Source organism: Pseudomonas sp. Sample_14, assembly GCF_004307515.1.
Taxonomy (GTDB): domain Bacteria; phylum Pseudomonadota; class Gammaproteobacteria; order Pseudomonadales; family Pseudomonadaceae; genus Aquipseudomonas; species Aquipseudomonas atacamensis.
Window position 1 is genome coordinate 1 of the sequence record NZ_RCOC01000080.1, and the last position, 22,466, is coordinate 22,466.

Here is a 22,466-nt window from a genome sequence, read left to right on the forward strand (position 1 = left end):
GTGCCAAGGCATACCCGCTCTCATCCACCTGCAACGCCCAACCCTGACGATCCCAATCCCCCAGCACAATCCGCTTCGCCGCCTGCTCACCAAGCTGCAACTTGTGAATTGCCGGGCGGTGGGTGTGGCCGTGGATCAGAGTCTTCACGCCGAATGCCTGCATCACTCGCGGAATCTCTTCCGGAGTGACATCGACAATGTCATTGGCTTTCATCCGCGTCTGTGCACGGCTTTCGCTGCGTAGCTTGCGCGCCAGTTTGTGGCGGCTGCTCAGCGGCAGATGGCGGAGGATGAACAGGGTAATCGGGTTGCGCAGGTAGCGGCGCAGCTTCATGTAGCCAACGTCGCGGGTGCACAGGCTGTCGCCGTGCATCAGCAGCACCGGTTCGCCGTAGAACTGCACGACACTCGGATCCTTCAGCAAGGTGCAGCCGGCCTGTTTGCAGAAGGCCTTGCCAAGCATGAAATCGCGATTGCCGTGCATCAGGAATATGGCCGTGCCGCTGTCGCTCAAATCGCGCAGGGCCTGGCAGATGGAACGCTGAAAGGGCGTCATGGCGTCGTCGCCGATCCATGCCTCGAAGAAGTCGCCGAGGATGTACAACGCACTCGCCGAGCGGGCGCGTCCGGCGAGCAAATCCAGAAACGCCCGGGTAATGTCCGGGCGCTCCTCTTCCAGATGCAAGTCTGAAATCAGCAATATCACGCTGCGATGATCTCGGCTTTCTCGATGATCACGTCGTCTGCTGGTACGTCCTGGTGGCCGGCCTTGGAAGTGGTCGACACGCCTTTGATCTTGTCGACAACGTCGGTGCCGGCGGTCACTTTACCGAATACCGCGTAGCCCCAGCCCTGGACGTTCTTGCCGCTGTGGTTGAGGAAGGTGTTGTCGGCGACGTTGATGAAGAACTGCGCCGATGCCGAATGCGGCTCCATGGTGCGGGCCATGGCGACGGTGTATTTGTCGTTGGAGAGACCGTTGTCCGCTTCGTTCTGGATGCTTGGACGCTTGTCTTTCTTCTCTTTCATGCCTGGCTCGAAACCGCCGCCCTGGATCATGAAGTTACCGATGACGCGGTGGAATACGGTGTTGGTGTAGTGACCGGCGTTGACGTACTCGATGAAGTTGGCAACGGTGATCGGCGCCTTTTCAGCGTTCAGTTCGATGACGATGTCGCCATGGTTGGTGGTCAGTTTGACTTGAGTCATGGTCATTACTCTTCAAAGGGAATTCGTGGTTCTGGGACATTGAGCCCCACAACCGGTTCAGCCTGCTTCGGCCAAGGTGCGCAGTTTAGCGTGACAGGCGCGAATTTCGAGGCGGTTTTTCATTTCCCGGCGATTAAATGCGTGCCTTTATAAGAGCTGCTCTGTCAGGCCCTTGACAGCATCGGCTATGATAGCGGCTTTGTTTTGTCTGGCCCCTCTTTGCGGCCGCGCACCTGTACGTCAAGGATCCTATGAGCAAGCCCACTGTCGACCCTACCTCGAATGCCAAGTCCGGCCCTGCCGTGCCGGTCAACTTCCTGCGGCCGATCATCCAGGCAGACCTGGACTCGGGCAAGCACACCCAGATCGTGACTCGCTTCCCGCCGGAGCCCAACGGCTACCTGCACATCGGCCACGCCAAGTCGATCTGCGTCAACTTCGGCCTGGCCCAGGAGTTCGGTGGCGTCACGCACCTGCGTTTCGACGACACCAACCCGGCCAAGGAAGACCAGGAATACATCGACGCCATCGAAAGCGACGTCAAATGGCTGGGCTTCGAATGGTCCGGTGAAGTGCGCTACGCCTCGCAGTATTTCGACCAGTTGCACGACTGGGCCGTCGAGCTGATCAAGGCCGGCAAGGCCTACGTCGACGACCTGACCCCGGAGCAGGCCAAGGAATACCGTGGCAGCCTGACCGAGCCGGGCAAGAACAGTCCGTTCCGTGACCGTTCGGTTGAGGAAAACCTCGACCTGTTCGCGCGCATGAAGGCCGGTGAATTCCCCGACGGCGCGCGCGTGCTGCGGGCGAAGATCGACATGGCCTCGCCGAACATGAACCTGCGCGACCCGATCATGTATCGCATCCGCCACGCGCATCACCACCAGACCGGCGACAAGTGGTGCATCTATCCGAACTACGACTTCACCCATGGGCAGTCGGACGCCATCGAAGGCATCACCCATTCGATCTGCACCCTCGAGTTCGAAAGCCATCGCCCGCTGTACGAATGGTTCCTGGAGAACCTGCCGGTGCCGGCGAACCCGCGCCAGTACGAGTTCAGCCGCCTGAACCTGAATTACACGATCACCAGCAAGCGCAAGCTCAAGCAACTGGTTGACGAGAAGCACGTCAACGGCTGGGACGATCCGCGGATGTCCACGCTGTCGGGCTTCCGCCGCCGTGGCTACACGCCGAAATCGATCCGCAACTTCTGCGAAATGATCGGCACCAACCGTTCCGACGGCGTGGTCGATTTCGGCATGCTCGAATTCAGCATCCGTGACGACCTCGACCACAGCGCCCCGCGCGCCATGTGCGTGCTGCGTCCGCTGAAAGTGGTCATCACCAACTACCCGGAAGGCCAGGTCGAAAACCTCGAACTGCCACGCCACCCGAAAGAAGACATGGGCTTGCGCGCGCTGCCGTTTGCCCGGGAAATCTACATCGATCGTGAAGACTTCATGGAAGAGCCGCCGAAGGGCTACAAGCGCCTGGAACCGGCCGGTGAAGTGCGTCTGCGCGGCAGCTACGTGATCCGCGCCGACGAAGCGATCAAGGACGCCGACGGCAACATCGTCGAACTGCGTTGCTCGTACGACCCGGACACCCTCGGCAAGAACCCGGAAGGGCGCAAGGTCAAAGGCGTGATCCACTGGGTGCCGGCCGCCGCCAGCGTCGAGTGCGAAGTGCGTCTGTACGATCGCCTGTTCCGTTCGCCGAACCCGGAAAAAGCCGAAGACAGCGCCAGCTTCCTCGACAACATCAACCCTGACTCGCTGCAAGTGCTGACCGGTTGTCGCGCTGAGCCATCGCTCGGCAACGCACAGCCGGAAGACCGTTTCCAGTTCGAGCGCGAAGGCTACTTCGTCGCAGACCTGAAGGACTCGAAACCCGGTCAGCCGGTATTCAACCGTACCGTGACCCTGCGTGATTCGTGGGGCCAGTGAGTGAGTCAAGGAACTAACGTGCTAACGATCTACAACACGCTCAGCAAGAGCAAAGAAGTCTTCAAGCCGCTGGATGGCAACAAGGTGCGCATGTACGTCTGCGGGATGACCGTGTACGACTACTGCCACCTCGGCCACGGCCGCAGCATGGTCGCGTTTGACCTGGTGACGCGCTGGCTGCGCTTCAGCGGTTATGACCTGACCTACGTGCGCAACATCACCGACATCGACGACAAGATCATCAATCGTGCCCGCGAGAACGGTGAGTCGTTCGAAGCGCTGACCGAGCGCATGATCGCCGCGATGCACGAAGACGAAGCGCGCCTGAACATCCAGAAGCCGGACATGGAACCGCGCGCCACCGATCATATCGCCGGCATGCACGCAATGATCCAGACCCTGATCGACAAGGGCTACGCCTATGCGCCGGGCAATGGCGACGTGTACTACCGCGTCGCCAAGTTCATGGGCTACGGCAAGCTGTCGCGCAAGAAGATCGAAGATTTGCGCATTGGCGCGCGCATCGAAGTCGACGAGTCGAAACAAGACCCGCTCGACTTCGTCCTGTGGAAAGCTGCCAAGCCGGGCGAGCCGAGCTGGGAATCGCCATGGGGCGCCGGGCGTCCGGGCTGGCACATCGAGTGCTCGGTGATGTCGACCTGCTGCCTCGGCGAGACTTTCGATATTCATGGCGGCGGCAGCGACCTGGAGTTCCCGCACCACGAAAACGAAATCGCCCAGAGCGAAGCGGCCACCGGCAAGACCTACGCCAACGCGTGGATGCATTGCGGCATGATTCGCATCAATGGCGAGAAGATGTCCAAGTCCTTGAATAACTTCTTCACCATCCGCGACGTGCTCGACAAGTACCACCCGGAAGTCGTGCGTTACCTGCTGGTATCGAGCCACTACCGCAGCGCGATCAACTATTCGGAAGATAACCTCAAGGACGCCAAGGGCGCACTGGAGCGTTTCTACCATGCGCTGAAAGGCCTGCCGAGCGTGGCGCCGGCGGGCGGCGAAGCGTTTGTCGAGCGTTTCACCACGGTGATGAACGATGACTTCGGCACCCCTGAAGCCTGCGCCGTGCTGTTCGAGATGGTCCGTGAGATCAACCGTCTGCGTGAGAGCGATCTCGATGCAGCGGCGGGGCTGGCGGCACGTCTGAAAGAACTGGCGAGCGTGCTGGGTGTGTTGCAGTTGGAAGCGGATGACTTCCTGCAGGCCGGCGCTGAAGGGCGGGTCGATGCGGCTGAAGTCGATGCACTGATTGCGGCGCGCCTGGCAGCTCGGGCGGCGAAAGACTGGGCCGAGTCGGACCGGATTCGTGATCAGCTGACGGCGATGGGTGTCGTGCTGGAAGATGGCAAGGGTGGGACTACCTGGCGTCTGGCTGACTGACTCAAAAGCCAAAAGTCAAAAGCCCCTCACCCTAGCCCTCTCCCGGAGGGAGAGGGGACTGACCGAGGTGTCTTTTGCTATACGCCGACCTGAACGATCGAGTCGATTATGGATTCGATGAAGCAAGGTCAGGTCGGCGTATCTCTCGAATATCCCCCAATCGGCTCCCTCTCCTCGGGGAGAGGGCTGGGGTGAGGGGAAGGGGTGTACTCAGTTGCCAATCTGCCGCAATCGCTTATAGAGAGTATTCCGACTAACCCCCAAACGCCGTGCCAGGTGCGAGATATTCCCTCCAGCCGCCTTCAACTCCCTGTTCAACGCCTCCACATCGTTGAGATCCAGCCCCAGCGGCGCCGCTGTTTCCACCGGCTCCATCTCCAGGTCGACAAAAAAATCATCCGGCAAATGCTCAGGCCGCACCGGTTGTTCCTCGGCCATGGCCAGCGCTACCTGCATCACGCTGCTGACCTGACGCACATTCCCCGGCCACGGATGCTTTTCAAACAGCTCCAACACCTCCGGGCTCAGCCCCGCCCATTGCGTCGGCTCGCGATGTTGCTCCCACAGCCGTTTGAACAGCGCCTGCTTGTCACTGCGCTCGCGTAACGGCGGCAGCTCCAGAGTCAGGCCGCCGATGCGGTAGTACAAATCCTCGCGGAAGCGGCCCAGTTGCACCTGTTCGCGCAATGATCGGTTGGTCGCGGAAATGATCCGCAAGTCCACCGGAAACAACTCGCTGCTGCCCACCGGCTGCACGCAGCGCTCCTGCAACACGCGCAACAAACGCGCCTGAGTTGGCAGCGGCATGTCACCGATCTCGTCGAGAAACAGCGTGCCTTTGTCGGCCTTGCGGATCAGGCCGATGCTGCCTTTCTGGTTGGCCCCGGTGAACGCGCCTTTCTCGTAACCGAACAACTCGGACTCGACCAGTTCAGCGGGGATCGCTGCGCAATTCACCGCGATGAATGCCTGTTTGCTCCGCGAGCTGGCCTGGTGCAAGGCTTTGACGAAGACTTCCTTGCCAACGCCGGTCTCACCGTGAATCAGTAATGGAATGTCCTTCTCCAGCAAGCGCTCAGCCTGGCGCACGGCTTTTTCCACGCGACTGTCGCCGAAATGCAGGGTATTGAGGCTTATCGCACTGGCTGGCGCAGGCTTGTCCTCGGCGGCAAACACCCGCGCCTGCACCGGAGCCTGTTTCGGCCGTTTCAGCAAGCACTGGAAACGGTTGCGTCCAGAGGTCTGCAAGGCAAACGGCAGACCCTCGGGCTGATTGATCAACTCCAGCAGCGACACCTTGAACAGGCTTTCAACGCTGACGCGGGACAAACGCACACCGAGCAAATTGTCGGCGCGGCGATTGGCCGACAGCACCTGTCCGCTCTCATCGAAAATCAACAACCCGGCCCACTGGCTGTCGAGGTTGTTCAACCCGGTGTTGAAGGTCAGTTGAAAATGCTGGCCATGGAACAGGTTGAGGATCAGCCGGTTCTCCACGGTCTGGCTCATCATCTTGACCATGCCCAGGGTGTGCGAGGGCGGCAGGTAGCTGTCGCTGGAGACATCGAGCACGGCGATGACCTTGCGCTCGGCGTCGAAAATCGGCGCGGCGGAGCCGGTCATGAAGCGGTTGGCCTTGAGAAAGTGTTCGTCGTGTTCGATGTGCACCGCCTGCTCACAGGCCAGTGCGGTGCCGATCGCATTGGTGCCGCTGCTGCGCTCCATCCAGCTCGCCCCGGCCTGAAAGCCCCGGGCCAGATTCGGCTCGATAAAGCGCTGTGTGCCCCACGAGGTCAGCACTTGGCCCTGATTGTCGGCGAGCATGATCAGGCAGTTGGAGTTGCTGAGGATGTTTTCGTAGTAGGGCAGGACTTCCTGATGCGTTGTCTGCACCAGCGAATGATGGCTGTCGAGCAACCGCGCAATGCCGGCGGCGGGCAATTGATCGAAGGCCGGGGCGCTTTGGTGGTCGAGGCCGAACGCGCGGCAACGTTGCCAGGAGGTCTGGACGATCGCGTCGTGGGACAGCGGCGAAGCAGGTGCGGCCATGGGGCGAGCCTCTGAGTGCAGCGATTTTATTATTGTTATGAACCCGATCTTCAAAACTCCACAAACCCCCTGTGGGAGCGAGCCTGCTCGCGAAAGCGTCGGTTCAGTCAATGGATTCATTGAATGACACACCGCTTTCGCGAGCAGGCTCGCTCCCACAGGGGATCCATTTGCATTGAGGATTGGGCAAAAGCGTGCATAGAGTGTTGTTCACTATTGTTCAATGTCAATCACCCCGACTGTTCAAAAGTGTTCAGCTGTGAACGCCGCTTGCCCCCGTAAACACTGCTTCTCAAGACAAATCAAGCACTTGCCATTTCTGGCACGAATGTCGCTCTGTTGCTCCGGTCGCTTGACTCCAAAAATAACAAAGGCCGAGCCATGTCACTCACCCTGGAGCACGTCAGCCGTACCGTCGAGGGCCAGATCTGGATCGACGATGCGTGCCTGAAATTCGAACCCGGATCCTTCAACGTTCTGCTCGGGCGTACCTTGTCCGGCAAGACCAGCCTCATGCGTCTGATGGCCGGCCTCGACAAGCCCGACAGCGGCCGCGTGCTGATGAACGGCGTCGACGTCACCCAGCGCCCGGTGCGGCTGCGCAACGTGTCGATGGTCTATCAGCAGTTCATCAATTACCCGACCATGACCGTGTTCGAGAACATCGCCTCGCCACTGCGTCAGGCCGGCATCTCGAAAGAGATCATCCACAGCAAGGTGCAGGAAACCGCACGCATGCTGCGCATCGAGAAGTTCTTGCAGCGCTATCCGCTGGAGCTCTCCGGTGGGCAGCAACAGCGCACGGCCATGGCCCGCGCGCTGGTCAAGGATGCTGAGCTGATCCTCTTCGACGAGCCGCTGGTCAACCTCGACTACAAGCTGCGCGAAGAGCTGCGTCAGGAAATGCGCGAGCTGTTCAAGGCCCGCCACACCATCGCCATCTACGCCACCACCGAACCCAACGAAGCGCTGGCCCTCGGCGGCACCACCACCATCCTGCACGAAGGCCGGGTGATCCAGAGCGGGCCGTCGACCGAGGTCTACCACCAACCGCAGTCGGTGCTCGCTGCTGAACTGTTCTCCGAGCCGCCGATAAACCTGATGCCGGGACGCATCGCCGGCAACGAAGTCAGCTTCGCCAATTTCGTCCACTTCCCGCTGAACGTCGATCTGCGCCCGGTAGGCGAGGGCGAGTTCCGCTTCGGCGTGCGCCCCAGCCATATCTCGCTGGTGCCGAGCAACGATGACGACCTCGAACTGGCCGTGACCGTCGAGGTCGCCGAAATCAGCGGTTCGGAAACCTTCCTGCATGTGCGCAACGAGCATTTCCTGCTGGTGCTGCACTTGCCCGGGGTTCACGAATACGACGTCGATGCGCCGATCCGCATCTATATCCCGACCCACAAACTGTTCGTTTTCGATGCGCAGGGCCGTCTGGTGCAAGCACCGGGCCGGCGTGTCGCGAGGGTTGCCTGATGGCCGAAATCCGTTTGCAGCACCTCGCCCACAGCTACAGCAAAACCCCCAGTGGCGCTGAGGACTACGCGATCCGCGAGATGGATCACGTCTGGGAGCAGGGCGGCGCCTACGCCTTGCTCGGCCCGTCCGGTTGCGGCAAGTCGACCTTGCTCAACATCATTTCCGGCCTGCTCAGCCCGTCCCAGGGCCATGTGTTGTTCGACGGCAAAGCGGTCAACGACCTGACCCCGGAGAAGCGCAACATCGCCCAGGTTTTCCAGTTTCCGGTGGTCTACGACACCATGACCGTGTTCGACAACCTGGCTTTCCCGCTGCGAAATCAGGGCATGGCCGAGGCGAAAGTGCACAGCAAGGTGCAGGAAATTGCCGAAGTGCTCGACCTGCAGAATCTGCTGAGCAAGAAGGCGCGCAATCTCACCGCCGACGAAAAGCAGAAAGTCTCCATGGGTCGTGGCCTGGTGCGCGACGACGTCTCGGCAATCCTCTTCGATGAGCCGCTGACGGTGATCGACCCGCACCTGAAGTGGAAGCTGCGGCGCAAGCTCAAGCAGATCCACGAGCAGTTCAACATCACCATGGTCTACGTCACCCACGACCAACTGGAAGCCTCGACCTTCGCCGACAAGATTGCGGTGATGTACGGCGGCCAGATCGTCCAGTTCGGCACGCCACGGGAATTGTTCGAGCGGCCGAGCCACACCTTTGTCGGCTATTTCATCGGCAGCCCGGGGATGAATCTGATCGAGGTGCAGCCGCAGCCCGGTGGCGTCGGTTTCGCCTCGACGCACCTGCCGTTATCCGACGCCTTGCAGCGCCATATCGAACACGGCCAGTGGAAAAATCTCAAGGTCGGCATCCGCCCCGAATTCATTCATGTGTGGGACGAGCCGTTTGACGATGCGATGCAGGCAAAAGTCGTACATGTCGAAGACCTCGGCACCTACAAGATCATGACTCTCAACCTCGACGGCGCGCCGTTGAAGGTGCGCCTGGCTGAAGACAAACCGGTGCCTCAGGGCACGGCTTACATCAGTTTTCCGGCGCAATGGCTGATGGTCTATGCCGATGAGTTTCTCCTGGAAGTCAGCGACGAGGAGGCGCAGCCATGAACAAAGTGCAGAACAACAAGGCCTGGTGGCTGGTGTTGCCGGTGTTCCTGCTGGTGGCGTTCAGTGCGGTGATCCCGATGATGACCGTGGTCAACTATTCGGTGCAGGACATCTTCGACCAGTCCAGCCGCTACTTCGTCGGTGCCGATTGGTACAAACAAGTGTTGCTTGATCCGCGTCTGCACGACTCACTGCTGCGCCAGTTCATCTATTCGGCCTGCGTGCTGCTGATCGAAATCCCGCTGGGCATCGCCGTCGCGTTGACCATGCCGACCAAGGGCCGCTGGTCCTCGGTGGTGCTGATCATTCTGGCGATACCGCTGCTGATTCCGTGGAACGTGGTCGGCACCATCTGGCAGATCTTCGGCCGCGCCGACATCGGCCTGCTCGGTTCCAGCCTCAACGCGATGGGCATCAGCTACAACTACGCGGCCAACACCATGGACGCCTGGGTGACAGTGCTGGTGATGGACGTCTGGCACTGGACTTCGCTGGTCGCGCTGCTGTGTTTCTCCGGCCTGCGGGCGATTCCCGACGTCTATTACCAGGCCGCGCGCATTGATCGCGCCTCGGCCTGGGCGGTGTTCCGCCACATTCAATTGCCCAAGTTGAAAAGCGTGTTGCTGATCGCGGTAATGCTGCGCTTCATGGACAGTTTCATGATCTACACCGAGCCGTTCGTGCTCACCGGCGGCGGGCCGGGCAATGCCACGACCTTCCTCAGTCAGACGTTGACGCAGATGGCTGTAGGGCAATTCGACCTCGGTCCGGCAGCGGCGTTTTCGCTGGTGTACTTCCTGATCATCCTGTTGGTGTCCTGGCTGTTCTATACCGCCATGACGCACTCCGACGCCAACCGCTGAGGCCCGGCCATGAGCAAGAAAAAGCTTATTCCATTGCTGGTGTACATCCTGTTCCTGCTGGTGCCGATCTACTGGCTGCTGAACATGTCGTTCAAGAGCAACACCGAAATCCTCGGCGGCCTGACGCTTTTCCCACAGGATTTCACGCTGGCGAACTACAAGGTGATCTTCACTGATCCGAGCTGGTACACCGGCTACTTGAACTCGCTGTATTACGTCAGCCTCAACACCGTGATTTCCCTGAGCGTGGCGTTACCGGCGGCTTACGCGTTTTCACGCTATCGTTTCCTCGGCGACAAGCATCTGTTCTTCTGGCTGCTGACCAATCGCATGGCGCCGCCGGCGGTGTTCTTGCTGCCGTTCTTCCAGTTGTATTCGTCGATCGGCCTTTTCGACACGCATATCGCCGTGGCTTTGGCGCACTGCCTGTTCAACGTGCCGCTGGCGGTGTGGATTCTCGAAGGTTTCATGTCCGGCGTGCCCAAGGAGATCGACGAAACGGCCTACATCGACGGCTACAGTTTCCCCAAGTTCTTCGTGAAGATTTTCATCCCGTTAATCGGCTCCGGCATCGGCGTCACGGCGTTTTTCTGCTTCATGTTTTCCTGGGTCGAACTGCTGCTGGCGCGCACGCTGACCTCGGTCAACGCCAAGCCGATTGCGGCGGTGATGACGCGCACGGTGTCGGCGTCGGGGATCGATTGGGGCGTGCTGGCAGCGGCGGGGGTGTTGACCATCCTGCCGGGCATGCTGGTGATCTGGTTTGTACGCAACCACGTGGCCAAGGGCTTTGCCCTCGGTCGAGTCTGAGGAGCTGATGATGGAATGGATGAGCTGGACGACACCGACCGCCGCGTTCTTCATCGGCATCGGTCTTATTCTGGTGGGCATGACCACCTGGGAATTGCGCGCGCCGAGCATTCTGCGGCGCGGGTTTCTGCCGATTGCCACCACCCGTGGCGATCGCTTGTTTATCGGTCTTCTCGGCAGCGCCTACCTGCATTTGCTGGTAATCGGCGTCACCGACTGGAGCATCTGGGTAGCGTCCGCGTTGTCCCTGGTGTGGCTGTTGGCTGTGATGCGTTGGGGCTAGTCGAATCGTTCGGCAACGCGGCTCCACAACTTAAACAGGAGGTCTCTATGTTCGATAAAAACAATAAGCTGCGACATAGCATTTCATTGGCAGCCATGCTGGCACTCAGCGGTCTGAGCGCATCTGCCTGGGCCGACGCCTACGAAGATGCTGCAAAAAAATGGATCGGCAGCGAGTTCAAGCCCTCGACCCTGACGGCCGAACAGCAGCTCGAAGAATTGAAGTGGTTCATCAAGGCCGCCGAGCCGTTTCGCGGCATGGACATCAAGGTGGTTTCGGAAACCCTGACCACCCACGAATACGAGTCCAAGGTGCTGGCCAAGGCCTTCAGCGAAATCACCGGGATCAAACTTACCCACGACCTGCTGCAGGAAGGCGACGTGGTCGAGAAAATGCAGACGGTGATGCAGTCGGACAAGAACATCTATGACGGCTGGGTCAACGACTCCGACCTGATCGGCACGCACTTTCGCTACGGCAAGACCGAATCGATCACCGACCTGATGGCCAACGAGGGCAAGAACTTCACTTCGCCGACCCTCGACATCAAGGACTTCATCGGCATCTCCTTCACCACCGCGCCCGACGGCAAGATCTATCAGCTGCCCGACCAGCAATTCGCCAACCTGTACTGGTTCCGTGCCGACTGGTTCGAGCGCGCCGATCTGAAAGCCAAGTTCAAGGAGAAGTACGGTTACGAGTTGGGCGTGCCAGTGAACTGGTCGGCCTATGAAGACATCGCCAAATTCTTCAGCGAAGACGTCAAGGAAATCGACGGCAAACGCGTCTACGGCCACATGGATTACGGCAAAAAAGACCCGTCGCTGGGCTGGCGTTTCACCGACGCCTGGTTCTCCATGGCCGGCGGCGGCGACAAGGGACTGCCCAACGGCTTGCCGGTGGACGAGTGGGGCATCCGCGTCGAGGACTGCCACCCGGTCGGCTCCAGCGTGACCCGTGGCGGCGACACCAACGGCCCGGCGGCGGTGTTTGCTACCACCAAATACGTCGACTGGCTGAAGAAATATGCGCCACCTGAAGCGGCCGGCATGACTTTCTCCGAGTCCGGCCCGGTGCCATCGCAGGGCAACATCGCCCAGCAGATCTTTTGGTACACCGCGTTCACCGCCGACATGACCAAACCCGGCCTGCCGGTGGTCAACGCCGACGGCACGCCGAAATGGCGCATGGCGCCGTCGCCTAAAGGCCCGTATTGGGAAGAGGGCATGAAGCTTGGCTATCAGGATGTGGGGTCGTGGACGTTCATGAAATCCACGCCTGAGAAACAGAAACTCGCGGCGTGGCTGTACGCGCAGTTCGTCACGTCGAAAACTGTTTCGCTGAAGAAAACCATCGTCGGTCTGACACCTATTCGCGAGTCGGACATCAACTCGCAGGCCATGACCGATCTGGCGCCGAAACTCGGTGGTCTGGTCGAGTTCTATCGCAGCCCGGCCCGCGTGCAATGGTCGCCGACCGGTACCAACGTGCCGGACTACCCGCGTCTCGCTCAGCTGTGGTGGAGCCATATCGCCGAAGCCGCCAGCGGCGAGAAAACACCGCAACAAGCGCTCGATGGCCTGGCCAAGGATCAGGACCGCATCATGGAACGCCTCGAACGCTCCAAGGCCCAAGCCACTTGCGCACCGAAAATGAACCCGGAACGCGATGCGCAATACTGGTTTGATCAGCCGGGCGCACCGAAACCGAAACTGGCCAACGAGAAGCCGAAGGGCGAAACCGTGAGCTATAGCGAACTGCTGAAATCCTGGGCGGATGCGCGCAAATGATGTTGGAAATGTGAGAAGCGAACGGCACCGGAAGGTGCCGTTTTTTTTTGCTGCCTGATCTGCCGCTTTCGCGAGCAGGCTCGCTCTCACAGGACCTAAGGTGTCATCGGATGTTTTGAGCAGACCTATCCATTGTGGGAGCGAGCCTGCTCGCGAAAGCGATGTGTGAAACACAATGATGTCGACTGACTTGCCACCGCCGGGTCAGACCAGAACGGCCAGATCGGTGTACTGAGCCACCAAAGGATCAGCCGTGAGCACCTTCATCGGCTCGGTCATTGCTGTGGCCACAATAATGCGGTCAAACGGATCCCGGTGATGGTGTTCAAGATCTTTCACCGCAATCGCGTGTTCTGCGCTCACTGGCAATTCGATAAACCCGCTATCAATGCAATATTGACGGATTTCTTCTATGTCGACATTCAGCTTTCCAAGTCCGACCTTGATCGCCATTTCCCAGAATGTTGCCGCGCTCACGTAGATATCGGCTGCATTTTCAATGATTTTTCTGGCTTTGGTGGTCAGTCTGGCATCATCACTTAGCGTCCAGAGCAGAATATGCGTGTCAAGCAGAAGCCTCATGCCTGCGCGCCTTCAAATGCATCCAATATTTCGTCGGAAAGAGGTGAGTCGAAATCTTGGGGCAGTACGAGTTTGCCCTTCATCGCGCCAATGCGCTGCGCGCTGGATCTCCCTATCGGAACAAGACGAGCCATCGCCCGGCCATGCTTGGCAATCGTGATGACTTGGCCAGCAGCGGCATCATCGACGAGTTTCGATAAATTGTTTTTGGCCTCAGCCAGCGGAACGATGATCATCAGCTCACCTCTGTATTCTGGATAAATATAGCCAGAATATTTCAGCGCTGCAAAGTCGCGCCAATGCTCCGTGCAGCCAAGCGTCCTATCCGTCGACCTGCGCTGATAGTGCAGTTGCGCAACATTGCATTGTCGCTGGGCAGCCAAAGCATCGACACCCTCCATCAACTCACAAAAGATATCTCGTTTCATTAACCGCCTCGATTCAATGTCCACCTTCCAGGGCACCTACCTTAGAACTGTTCTCCGGGGTTGGCTGTAGGACGAAACGGAGGTTGAGGAGAGAGCTTTCGGAGTTTGTATGAGGATGCGAGTGGGCCGGTAAAATATCGTACAAAACGCTTTCGTGCTGTATCCAGAACCCAGGCAGTACACGAGACTGCAGGAGCGATGCACCCGGATGCTATGAGCGACACACACACACCTGTGGGAGCGGGCTTGCCCGCGATGACGCTTGCACAAACGCCGGCGATATCGACTTCTGCTACAAACAAAAAACGGCACCCGAAGGTGCCGTTTCCGTTCCAGCCAGATCAGCCGAGCAATCAGCCCGCCAGACCCGCCTGCTGTACCAGCACCAGCAATGGCTGCGGGTACACGCCCAGGAAGAATGCGACCAGGGCGATGGCCAGCAGCATCACGCCGCCTGCCTTCTGTTCCCAGTGCAGCTGGGCGTCGTGGCGACGCAGGTTAGGCTCGATCAGGTACAGGGTGACCATCACGCGCAGGTAGTAGAAAACGCCGATGGCGCTGCCCAGTACCAATGCGCCGACCAGCCACCACTGACGCGTTTCGACGCCGCTGGCGATGATGTAGAACTTGCCGATGAAGCCGGCGGTCAGCGGGATGCCGGCCAGGGACAGCATCATCACGGTCAGCACGGCGGTAAGGTACGGACGGCGCCAGAACAGGCCGCGGTACTCGTACAGCGCGTCAGCGTCGCGGCCGTTGTACGGCGACGACATCAGGGTGATCACGCCGAACGCGCCGAGGCTGGTGATGACATAAGTCACCAGATAGACGCCGATGGCTTCCACCGCCAGACCCTTGCTCGCCACCAGCGCGATCAGCAGATAGCCGAAGTGCGCAATCGACGAGTAACCGAGCAGACGCTTGAGGTTGCTCTGGGTCAGGGCCAGCAGGTTACCGAACAGGATCGAGGCGACCGCGATCACGCTCAGCACGTCGCTCAGCACACCACTGCTGGCGGCAGGGGAGAGCTGGAACAGACGCACCATCACCGCAAACACTGCGACCTTCGAAGCGGTAGCGAGGAACGCCGCCACCGGTGCCGGAGCACCTTCGTAAACGTCCGGCGTCCACAGGTGAAACGGTACCAGCGACAGCTTGAACGCCAGACCGATCAGCATCATGCCCAGGCCCAGTTGCGCCAGCGGGCTTGGCAGGCCGGTCGCGGCCAGGGCCTGACCGATACCGACGAAGCTCAGCGAACCGGCGTCGGCGTAGAGCAGCGCCATACCGAACAGCAGGAACGCAGAACCGGCGGCCGACAGCACCATGTACTTGATGCCGGCTTCCAGCGAACGCTTGTTGAAGAAGGCGTAAGCCACCAGACCGTAGACCGGTACCGACAACAGTTCCAGGCCAATGAACAAACCGGCCAGGTGCTGCGCACTGACCAGAACCAGACCACCGGCGGCGGCCATCAGGATCAGCAGGTACAGTTCTTCGCGGTTGCCCGGGTAGCCCGAACCGCCATCACCCAGATAAGCGTGGGCGAGGGTGACGCAGGCGAGGGTGGCGACCAGGATCATCGCCATGTACAGGCAGGCGAAGGCATCGATTTGCAGCAATGGGGTCACGGCCAGAGGCGCGACTTTCAACGCAGGCAGGATCGACAGCAGGGCCAGGTTCAGACCCGCCACCGAAATCAGGAAGGTCTGCGAGTGGTTGCGGCGCCAGGCGATTGCCAGCATCACCACGATAATGGTGAGGCTGGTGATCAACAGTGGCGCAAGCGCAATAAAGTGTTGAATCGTGAATTCCATAGCGCTCTTACCGGGCCGAAGCGAGTTGAGAGAAGGCGGTGCCGAGCCACTGCTGCACGCCATGCATGGTGGCGGCAGAGGTGTCGAGGAACGGTTGCGGGTAGACGCCGAGGTAAATCAGCAATACCGCCAGACCGAGCACCATGATCAGTTCGCGCGCATCCATGCCGTGCAGCACCGCGTCGGATTTCGACGGGCCGAAGTAGGCACGGTGGATCATGATCAGCGAGTAGACCGAACCGAACACCAGACCGGACGTGGCAATCGCCGTGACCCATGGAGCGCTGGCGAAGGAGCCGATCAGGATCAGGAATTCGCCGACAAAGTTACCGGTGCCCGGCAAGCCCAGCGACGCCGCAGCGAAGAACAGGCTGATCGCCGGCAGGTAAGCGATACGCGACCACAGACCGCCCATCTCACGCATGTCACGAGTGTGCAGACGCTCGTACAACTGACCGCTGAGGATAAACAGCGCCGCTGCCGACAGACCGTGCGCCAGCATCTGGATCACTGCACCTTGCAGCGCCAGTTGGCTGCCGGAGTAGATGCCGATCAACACGAAGCCCATGTGGGAAACGGAAGAGAAGGCAATCAGACGCTTGATGTCGGTTTGTGCGAACGCGAGGAACGCGCCGTAGAAGATCCCGATCAGACCGAGGCTCATGGCGATCGGCGCGAACTCCGCCGAAGCGTTCGGGAACAGCGGCAGGGCGAAACGCAGCAGACCGTAGGCCGCAGTTTTCAGCAGGATACCGGCGAGGTCGACGGAACCGGCAGTCGGTGCCTGGGCGTGAGCGTCAGGCAGCCAGGAGTGGAACGGTACGACGGGCAGCTTGACCGCGAAGGCGATGAAGAAGCCGAGCATCAGAATGTACTCGGTGGTCATCGACATCTTGGTTTTCAACAGGTCGGCGTAGTTGAAGGTGATCACGCCGGTGTTGTTGAAGTTGACCAGCACCAGACCGAGGATCGCCACCAGCATGATCAGGCCGGACGCCTGAGTGAAGATGAAGAACTTGGTCGCCGCGTAGATCCGGGTTTTCTTGCCGTCCGAAGAACTGTGACCCCAGAGCGCGATGAGGAAGTACATCGGCACCAGCATCATTTCCCAGAAGAAGAAGAACATGAACAGGTCGAGGGCGAGGAACACGCCGACCACACCGCCCAGGATCCACATCAGGTTGAGGTGGAAGAAGCCAACGTGACGTTGAATCTCTTTCCACGAGCAGAGTACCGAGAGGATACCCAGCAGGCCGGTCAGCAGGATCATCAACAGCGACAGGCCGTCGAGGGCCAGGTGCACGTTAATGCCGAAACGCTGGATCCAGACATGCTTGAACTCAAGCGCCCAGGTCGGATCGGCGCCCGGCGCCGGTGCGAATGAATAGTCACCGTGGGCCCACAGCCAGAGGCCGAGCGCGAGTTCCAGGGTCATGGTCAACAGCGCAATCCAGCGCGGGAGGGTAGCGCCGAAGCGCTCACCCATCCAGCACAGCAGGCCGCCGATGAAGGGGATCAGGATTAGCCAAGGCAGAATCATGACGGGCTCGTTTCCTTTCGCAAATTCGCAAGGTTCATATCAGACCGCTACCAGCACGATGGCGCCGATCACCAGCACGGCACCAGCAGCCATCGAGGCGGCGTACCAACGCAGTTGACCGGTCTCGGTGCGGCTCAGGGCAGTGTGACCACCCTTGGCCATACGCGGGATCAGACCGATGGTCTGGTCGAGCGGGTCTTTGCGCAGTACATGGCTGATCGCAAGGTACGGCTTGACGAACAGTTTGTCGTAGATCCAGTCGAAGCCCCAGGCAGCGAACCACCAGGCCGAAAGGAAACGGCCGATGCCGCTGTTGGCGATCGCCGTGACGAAGCGACGCTTGCCAAGGAACAGCAGCGCTGCCAGCAGGATACCGGCCAGGGCGATGGCGCCCGAGGCGATTTCCAGACTGTGCTTGGCTTCGCCACCGGCATGGCCAACGCTTTGCGGCAGTACGCCGTGCAGCGGTGGCACGATCATCGCGCCGACGAAAGTCGACAGCACGATCAGCACCGACAATGGCAGCCAGTGAGCAATGCCGTGGCCGGCGTGGGCTTCGGTCTTGGCTTCACCGTGGAACGCGATGAAGATCAGGCGGAAGGTGTACAGCGAAGTCATGAACGCACCGACCAGACCTGCGTAAAGCAGACCCTGATTACCGCTGGCGAACGCTTCCCAGAGGATTTCGTCCTTGGAGTAGAAGCCTGCGGTAACCAGTGGCAGAGCGGCCAGCGCGGCACCACCGACGATGAAGCTGGCGTAGGCCAGTGGCAGTTTCTTCCACAGACCGCCCATCTTGAAGATGTTCTGCTCGTGGTGGCAGGCAACGATCACCGCACCGGACGCAAGGAACAGCAGGGCCTTGAAGAAGGCGTGGGTCATCAGGTGGAAGATCGCGCCTTCCCAGGCACCAACGCCCAGCGCCAGGAACATGTAGCCGATCTGGCTCATGGTCGAGTAGGCGAGGATACGTTTGATGTCGGTCTGCACCAGCGCGGCGAAACCGGCCAGTACCAGGGTCACGCCACCGACGATGCCGACGAGGTGCAGGATGTCCGGCGCCAGCGCAAACAGACCGTGGGTACGGGCGATCAGGTAGACACCGGCGGTGACCATGGTCGCGGCGTGGATCAGTGCCGAAACCGGGGTTGGGCCGGCCATCGCATCCGCGAGCCAGGTTTGCAGTGGCAGCTGCGCCGATTTACCGACAGCACCACCGAGCAGCATCAGGGTTGCCAGAACGATCCAGAAGTCGCCGACCTTGAAGTGCTCCGGCGCACGTACCAGCAGTTCCTGGACGTTCAGCGTGCCCAGTTGCTGGAACAGGATGAACAGGCCGATGGCCATGAACACGTCGCCGATGCGGGTGACGATGAACGCTTTGAGTGCGGCGTTACCGTTGTTGCGGTTGCTGTAGTAGAAACCGATCAACAGGTACGAGCACAGGCCCACGCCTTCCCAACCGAAGTAGATGAACAGCAGGTTATCGCCGAGGATCAGGAACAGCATGCTGGCGATGAACAGGTTGGTGTACGAGAAGAAGCGCGAGTAACCGTCTTCGCCACGCATGTACCAGGACGCGAACAGGTGGATCAGGAAGCCGACGCCGACGACCACACCGAGCATGGTCACCGACAGGCCATCCAGGTACAGCGCGAAGTTCGGCTGGAAACCTTCCACCGACATCCAGCGCCACAGCACCTGGGTGTACACGCCACCCTCCGGCGGTGCGACGTTGAATTGCCAGATCACGTAAGCGGTGACGATAGCCGACAGGCCGATCGAACCGACACCGATCAGCGCCGAGAGGTTTTCCGAGAAGCGGCCGCGCGAGAACGACAGCAACAGGAACCCGATCAGAGGGAATACGAAAGTCAGAAAGAGTAGGTTCATCCGCGCATCTCACTGGCAGCGTCGATATCGAGCGTGTGGAAGCGGCGATACAGTTGCAGCAGGATCGCCAGGCCAATACTGGCCTCGGCTGCGGCAAGGCTGATCACCAGGATGAACATGATCTGTCCATCCGGCTGCGCCCAGCGGGCGCCCGCGACGATGAAGGCCAGGGCAGAGGCGTTCATCATCACTTCCAGACTCATCAACACGAACAAAATGTTGCGGCGGACCATCAGGCCGACCAGACCAAGGCAGAACAGGATGCCGGCGACGGCCAGTCCATGTTCGAGAGGGATAGCAGGCATGTCTTACTCCTTCGCCTCGTTACGGCCCAAATGGAACGCCGTGACGGCTGCAGCGAGCAGCAGCATCGAGGCGAGTTCGACCACCAGCAGGTACGGGCCGAACAGGCTGATGCCCACGGCTTTCGCGTCTACGGTGGTGTGGCCGATGGCCTGGCCGCTCTGGTGAGCGAACAGCACATACAGCAGTTCGGCCAGCAGCAGCGCGGCAAGAATCACCGGTCCTGCCCAGATGCCGGGCTTGAGCCAGGTGCGTTCCTGCTGCACCGAGGCCGGGCCGAGGTTGAGCATCATCACCACGAACACGAACAGCACCATGATGGCACCGGCGTAGGCGATCACTTCCAGCACACCGGCGAACGGCGCGCCAAGGGCGAAGAAGGTCATGGCCACGGCGATCAACGAGATGATCAGGTAGAGCAGGGCGTGCACAGGGTTGGTGTTGGTGACCACACGCAGCGTGGACACCACAGCAATACCCGATGCGAAATAGAAAGCGAATTCCATCGTTCTTCCTTAAGGCAGCAAGCTCTTCACGTTGATCGGTTCGGCTTCGTTCTGCGCAGCGCCTTTCGGCTTGCCAGCGATTGCCATACCTGCAACACGATAGAAGTTGTAATCAGGGTTTTTGCCGGGGCCGGAGATCAAAAGATCTTCTTTCTCGTACACCAGGTCCTGACGTTTGAACTCGGCCATCTCGAAATCCGGGGTCAGCTGGATCGCGGTGGTCGGGCAGGCTTCCTCGCAGAGACCGCAGAAAATGCAGCGCGAGAAGTTGATCCGGAAGAAGTCCGGGTACCAGCGACCGTCTTCGGTTTCAGCTTTCTGCAGCGAGATGCAACCCACCGGGCAGGCCACGGCGCACAGGTTGCAGGCTACGCAGCGTTCTTCGCCATCGGGGTCGCGGGTCAGGACGATGCGGCCACGGTAACGCGGCGGCAGGTAGACCTGCTCCTCGGGGTATTGCAGGGTGTCGCGCTTGCGAAAGCCATGGCCGAAGACCATGACCAGGCTGCGCAACTGGGTACCGGTACCCTTAACGATGTCGCCAATATATTTGAACATGGGTCAAATCCTCACTGAACCGCAACCGCAGGCGTGTTCATCAACACAACCGCAGCGGTCACCAGCAAATTGATCAGGGTCAGTGGCAGGCAGAATTTCCAGCTGAAATCCATCACCTGGTCATAACGCGGACGCGGGATGGAAGCGCGCAGCAGGATGAACAGCATGATGAAGAACGCGGTCTTCAGTGCGAACCAGACGAAGGACAGTTGCGGCAGGATGCCGAACGGACCGTGCCAGCCACCGAAGAACAGGGTGACCAGCAGCGCCGAGATCAGGATGATGCCGATGTATTCACCGACGAAGAACATGCCCCATTTCATACCGGCGTATTCAATGTGGTAACCGTCGGCCAGTTCCTGTTCCGCTTCCGGCTGGTCGAACGGGTGACGGTGAGTCACGGCGACGCCAGCGATGAAGAAGGTACAGAAACCGAAGAACTGCGGAATGATGAACCACAGGTTCTGCGCCTGGTACTCGACGATGTCGCGCATGTTGAACGAGCCGACCTGGACCACGATGCCCATCAGGGCCAGGCCCATGAACACTTCGTAGGACACGGTCTGCGCCGAGGCACGCAAGCTGCCGAGCAGGGCGAACTTGTTGTTGCTCGACCAGCCGGCGAACAGCACCGCGTAGACCGACAGACCGGCCATGGCGAAGAAGAACAGCAGGCCGATGTTCAGATCCGCCACGCCCCAGGTCGGGGTGATCGGGATGATCGCGAAGGCGATCAGCAGGGCGGACATTGCCACCACCGGCGCCAGGGTGAAAATCACCTTGTCGGCAAACGGCGGCGTCCAGTCTTCCTTGAAGAACATCTTCAGCATGTCGGCGGCGATCTGGAACATGCCGAACGGGCCAACACGGTTCGGACCGTAACGGTCCTGCCACCAGCCCAGCAGGCGACGTTCGACAAAGCTGAGCAAGGCGCCTGCGACCACCACGGCCAGCAGGATCACGATGGCTTTGATGACCGTCAGGATCACATCGATCACTTCAGGGGTGAACCAGGTCATTGCGCTGCCTCCTGCAGACCGTCGACGGACACGCCGGCGAATGCCGGTGGAATGCCGGCGATGCCCGCAGGCAATGCCACCAGACCGGCGCCCAGTTCTTCATTGATGCGCAGCGGCAGACGCAATGTCTGACCGGCCACGTTCAGGCTCAGCAGGGCACCGTCGTTGACGCCGAGGCGATCCGCTTCGGATTTCGCCAGCGCGACGTAAGGTGCCGGAATGCGTTCCTGTACCGGGGCGGCTTTCGAAGAGTTTTCTTCGCTGCCGAACAGGTGGAAGAACGGCACGGCTTGCCAGGTACCCGGCGCCGGGTTGAACGCACGCGGCGCAGCGGCGAACCAGTTCAGCGAATCACCGGTGCTTTCGATCAGGCGTGTGCCCGGGTCGCCAGCACGCAGATGACCACCGACTTCGTCCTGGAACTTGTTCCACGCTTGTGGCGAGTTCCAGCCCGGCGACCATGCGAATGGCACCTGCTGACGCGGTTCGGCGGAGCCCGAGTAACCTTCCATGGAGAAGGCGAACGCGGTGTCCTGGTCTTGCGGAGTGCGTGGTTCGTGAACGCTGATGTCGGCGCGCATGGCGGTGCGACCGGAATAACGCAGCGGCTCACGGGCCAGTTTCAGACCCTTGATGCGGAAAGCCGCCGACGGTGCAGCATCGACGATGCGCGCCAGTTGCGCGGTGCTCGAGGCAACGGCAGCGGTGACGTGGTCGAGTTGCGTCCAGTCGATCGGCTGGTTCAGCAGGGTCGCGCGCAGGGCGTGCAGCCAGCGCCAGCCTTCGTGCACCAGAATGCTCGCATCCAGGTATTGCGGATCGAAAACCTGGAAGAAACGCTGGGCGCGGCCTTCCTGGCTGACCAGCGTACCGTCGCC

At 60.2% G+C, this 22,466-nt stretch carries 20 protein-coding genes and 2 pseudogenes; 9 read left to right on the top strand and 13 right to left on the bottom strand.

The window, feature by feature from the left end:
- Positions 1-706, bottom strand: a 706-nt coding sequence (gene lpxH, locus D8U61_RS18755) for a UDP-2,3-diacylglucosamine diphosphatase (RefSeq protein WP_130927452.1), incomplete at its 3' end; no start/stop codon positions are given.
- Entirely contained in the window at positions 703-1,209 is a 507-nt protein-coding gene (locus tag D8U61_RS18760) for a peptidylprolyl isomerase (RefSeq protein WP_076567676.1), read from the bottom strand. The genes lpxH and D8U61_RS18760, both read right to left, overlap by 4 nt.
- Before the next feature lie 251 nt (positions 1,210-1,460).
- Here D8U61_RS18760 and D8U61_RS18765 point away from each other — a divergent pair, with 251 nt between their 5' ends.
- Both D8U61_RS18765 and cysS read left to right on the top strand, forming a co-directional pair.
- The gene (locus D8U61_RS18765; protein ID WP_130927453.1) at positions 1,461-3,158 is read left to right on the top strand and encodes a glutamine--tRNA ligase/YqeY domain fusion protein; all 1,698 of its coding nucleotides are present in this window, start codon (positions 1,461-1,463) and stop codon (positions 3,156-3,158) included.
- A gap of 18 nt (positions 3,159-3,176) precedes the next feature.
- Positions 3,177-4,559 carry a cysteine--tRNA ligase gene (gene cysS, locus D8U61_RS18770; RefSeq protein ID WP_122612129.1) on the top strand — a complete coding sequence of 461 codons (1,383 nt, stop codon included), beginning with the start codon at positions 3,177-3,179 and terminating at the stop codon, positions 4,557-4,559.
- 210 nt (positions 4,560-4,769) lie between these two features.
- On the opposite strand, the gene D8U61_RS18775 is transcribed toward cysS, so the two are convergent.
- Positions 4,770-6,608, bottom strand: a complete 1,839-nt coding sequence (locus tag D8U61_RS18775) for a sigma-54-dependent Fis family transcriptional regulator (protein WP_130927454.1) — start codon at positions 6,606-6,608, stop codon at positions 4,770-4,772.
- Between the two features lie 71 nt (positions 6,609-6,679).
- Here D8U61_RS18775 and D8U61_RS28110 point away from each other — a divergent pair.
- The 7 genes and pseudogenes from D8U61_RS28110 to D8U61_RS18805 all read left to right on the top strand — a co-directional run.
- Positions 6,680-6,766: pseudogene (locus D8U61_RS28110) on the top strand (metal ABC transporter ATP-binding protein); the annotation flags it as partial.
- Between the two features lie 223 nt (positions 6,767-6,989).
- On the top strand, positions 6,990-8,084 hold the full coding sequence (locus D8U61_RS18780; RefSeq protein ID WP_016775291.1) for an ABC transporter ATP-binding protein: 1,095 nt from the start codon (positions 6,990-6,992) through the stop codon (positions 8,082-8,084).
- Positions 8,084-9,196, top strand: a complete 1,113-nt coding sequence (locus D8U61_RS18785; protein WP_016775290.1) for an ABC transporter ATP-binding protein — start codon at positions 8,084-8,086, stop codon at positions 9,194-9,196. Before D8U61_RS18780 ends, D8U61_RS18785 begins: the two co-directional genes overlap by 1 nt.
- Positions 9,193-10,059 carry a sugar ABC transporter permease gene (locus D8U61_RS18790; RefSeq protein ID WP_007912484.1) on the top strand — a complete coding sequence of 289 codons (867 nt, stop codon included), beginning with the start codon at positions 9,193-9,195 and terminating at the stop codon, positions 10,057-10,059. Before D8U61_RS18785 ends, D8U61_RS18790 begins: the two co-directional genes overlap by 4 nt.
- Before the next feature lie 9 nt (positions 10,060-10,068).
- Entirely contained in the window at positions 10,069-10,869 is an 801-nt protein-coding gene (locus D8U61_RS18795; protein WP_024013421.1) for a carbohydrate ABC transporter permease, read from the top strand.
- 10 nt (positions 10,870-10,879) lie between these two features.
- Entirely contained in the window at positions 10,880-11,152 is a 273-nt protein-coding gene (locus D8U61_RS18800) for a DUF2160 domain-containing protein (protein WP_130927455.1), read from the top strand.
- Between the two features lie 47 nt (positions 11,153-11,199).
- Positions 11,200-12,942 carry an ABC transporter substrate-binding protein gene (locus tag D8U61_RS18805; RefSeq protein ID WP_016775286.1) on the top strand — a complete coding sequence of 581 codons (1,743 nt, stop codon included), beginning with the start codon at positions 11,200-11,202 and terminating at the stop codon, positions 12,940-12,942.
- Positions 12,943-13,146: 204 nt separating this feature from the next.
- Here the strand turns inward: D8U61_RS18805 and D8U61_RS18810 are convergent, their stop codons facing one another.
- The 10 genes and pseudogenes from D8U61_RS18810 to D8U61_RS18855 form a co-directional block, all read right to left on the bottom strand.
- A complete protein-coding gene (locus D8U61_RS18810; protein WP_123442120.1) occupies positions 13,147-13,524 on the bottom strand; it encodes a type II toxin-antitoxin system VapC family toxin in 378 nt (125 codons plus the stop codon).
- Entirely contained in the window at positions 13,521-13,952 is a 432-nt protein-coding gene (locus tag D8U61_RS27835) for a type II toxin-antitoxin system prevent-host-death family antitoxin (RefSeq protein WP_177433350.1), read from the bottom strand. Before D8U61_RS27835 ends, D8U61_RS18810 begins: the two co-directional genes overlap by 4 nt.
- A gap of 353 nt (positions 13,953-14,305) precedes the next feature.
- Positions 14,306-15,769, bottom strand: coding sequence for an NADH-quinone oxidoreductase subunit NuoN (nuoN, locus tag D8U61_RS18820; protein WP_024013420.1), 1,464 nt, complete (start codon positions 15,767-15,769; stop codon positions 14,306-14,308).
- Between the two features lie 7 nt (positions 15,770-15,776).
- Positions 15,777-17,309 carry an NADH-quinone oxidoreductase subunit M gene (gene nuoM, locus D8U61_RS18825; protein ID WP_123442121.1) on the bottom strand — a complete coding sequence of 511 codons (1,533 nt, stop codon included), beginning with the start codon at positions 17,307-17,309 and terminating at the stop codon, positions 15,777-15,779.
- 39 nt (positions 17,310-17,348) lie between these two features.
- Positions 17,349-19,202 carry an NADH-quinone oxidoreductase subunit L gene (gene nuoL, locus D8U61_RS18830; RefSeq protein ID WP_024013419.1) on the bottom strand — a complete coding sequence of 618 codons (1,854 nt, stop codon included), beginning with the start codon at positions 19,200-19,202 and terminating at the stop codon, positions 17,349-17,351.
- A complete protein-coding gene (nuoK, locus tag D8U61_RS18835; protein ID WP_003180046.1) occupies positions 19,199-19,507 on the bottom strand; it encodes an NADH-quinone oxidoreductase subunit NuoK in 309 nt (102 codons plus the stop codon). The genes nuoL and nuoK overlap by 4 nt, the downstream gene beginning before the upstream one ends.
- A 3-nt stretch (positions 19,508-19,510) precedes the next feature.
- Positions 19,511-20,011 (bottom strand): NADH-quinone oxidoreductase subunit J, encoded by a 501-nt coding sequence (gene nuoJ, locus D8U61_RS18840; RefSeq protein ID WP_007951462.1) that lies wholly within the window; start codon positions 20,009-20,011, stop codon positions 19,511-19,513.
- 9 nt (positions 20,012-20,020) lie between these two features.
- The gene (gene nuoI, locus D8U61_RS18845; protein WP_016775283.1) at positions 20,021-20,569 is read right to left on the bottom strand and encodes an NADH-quinone oxidoreductase subunit NuoI; all 549 of its coding nucleotides are present in this window, start codon (positions 20,567-20,569) and stop codon (positions 20,021-20,023) included.
- Between the two features lie 11 nt (positions 20,570-20,580).
- Positions 20,581-21,588, bottom strand: coding sequence for an NADH-quinone oxidoreductase subunit NuoH (nuoH, locus tag D8U61_RS18850; RefSeq protein WP_016775282.1), 1,008 nt, complete (start codon positions 21,586-21,588; stop codon positions 20,581-20,583).
- A pseudogene (locus tag D8U61_RS18855) lies at positions 21,585-22,466 on the bottom strand (NADH-quinone oxidoreductase subunit G); the annotation flags it as partial. The gene nuoH and the pseudogene D8U61_RS18855, both read right to left, overlap by 4 nt.

What these genes read in the sequence shown, in the direction of transcription:
- D8U61_RS18760 (WP_076567676.1), bottom strand. Translation starts at nt 1,209, where the DNA reads ATGACTCAAGTCAAACTGACCACCAACCATGGCGACATCGTCATCGAA.
- D8U61_RS18765 (WP_130927453.1), top strand. Translation starts at nt 1,461, where the DNA reads ATGAGCAAGCCCACTGTCGACCCTACCTCGAATGCCAAGTCCGGCCCT.
- D8U61_RS18775 (WP_130927454.1), bottom strand. Translation starts at nt 6,608, where the DNA reads ATGGCCGCACCTGCTTCGCCGCTGTCCCACGACGCGATCGTCCAGACC.
- D8U61_RS18780 (WP_016775291.1), top strand. Translation starts at nt 6,990, where the DNA reads ATGTCACTCACCCTGGAGCACGTCAGCCGTACCGTCGAGGGCCAGATC.
- D8U61_RS18785 (WP_016775290.1), top strand. Translation starts at nt 8,084, where the DNA reads ATGGCCGAAATCCGTTTGCAGCACCTCGCCCACAGCTACAGCAAAACC.
- D8U61_RS18790 (WP_007912484.1), top strand. Translation starts at nt 9,193, where the DNA reads ATGAACAAAGTGCAGAACAACAAGGCCTGGTGGCTGGTGTTGCCGGTG.
- D8U61_RS18795 (WP_024013421.1), top strand. Translation starts at nt 10,069, where the DNA reads ATGAGCAAGAAAAAGCTTATTCCATTGCTGGTGTACATCCTGTTCCTG.
- D8U61_RS18800 (WP_130927455.1), top strand. Translation starts at nt 10,880, where the DNA reads ATGGAATGGATGAGCTGGACGACACCGACCGCCGCGTTCTTCATCGGC.
- D8U61_RS18805 (WP_016775286.1), top strand. Translation starts at nt 11,200, where the DNA reads ATGTTCGATAAAAACAATAAGCTGCGACATAGCATTTCATTGGCAGCC.
- D8U61_RS18810 (WP_123442120.1), bottom strand. Translation starts at nt 13,524, where the DNA reads ATGAGGCTTCTGCTTGACACGCATATTCTGCTCTGGACGCTAAGTGAT.
- D8U61_RS27835 (WP_177433350.1), bottom strand. Translation starts at nt 13,952, where the DNA reads ATGAAACGAGATATCTTTTGTGAGTTGATGGAGGGTGTCGATGCTTTG.
- nuoN (WP_024013420.1), bottom strand. Translation starts at nt 15,769, where the DNA reads ATGGAATTCACGATTCAACACTTTATTGCGCTTGCGCCACTGTTGATC.
- nuoM (WP_123442121.1), bottom strand. Translation starts at nt 17,309, where the DNA reads ATGATTCTGCCTTGGCTAATCCTGATCCCCTTCATCGGCGGCCTGCTG.
- nuoL (WP_024013419.1), bottom strand. Translation starts at nt 19,202, where the DNA reads ATGAACCTACTCTTTCTGACTTTCGTATTCCCTCTGATCGGGTTCCTG.
- nuoK (WP_003180046.1), bottom strand. Translation starts at nt 19,507, where the DNA reads ATGCCTGCTATCCCTCTCGAACATGGACTGGCCGTCGCCGGCATCCTG.
- nuoJ (WP_007951462.1), bottom strand. Translation starts at nt 20,011, where the DNA reads ATGGAATTCGCTTTCTATTTCGCATCGGGTATTGCTGTGGTGTCCACG.
- nuoI (WP_016775283.1), bottom strand. Translation starts at nt 20,569, where the DNA reads ATGTTCAAATATATTGGCGACATCGTTAAGGGTACCGGTACCCAGTTG.
- nuoH (WP_016775282.1), bottom strand. Translation starts at nt 21,588, where the DNA reads ATGACCTGGTTCACCCCTGAAGTGATCGATGTGATCCTGACGGTCATC.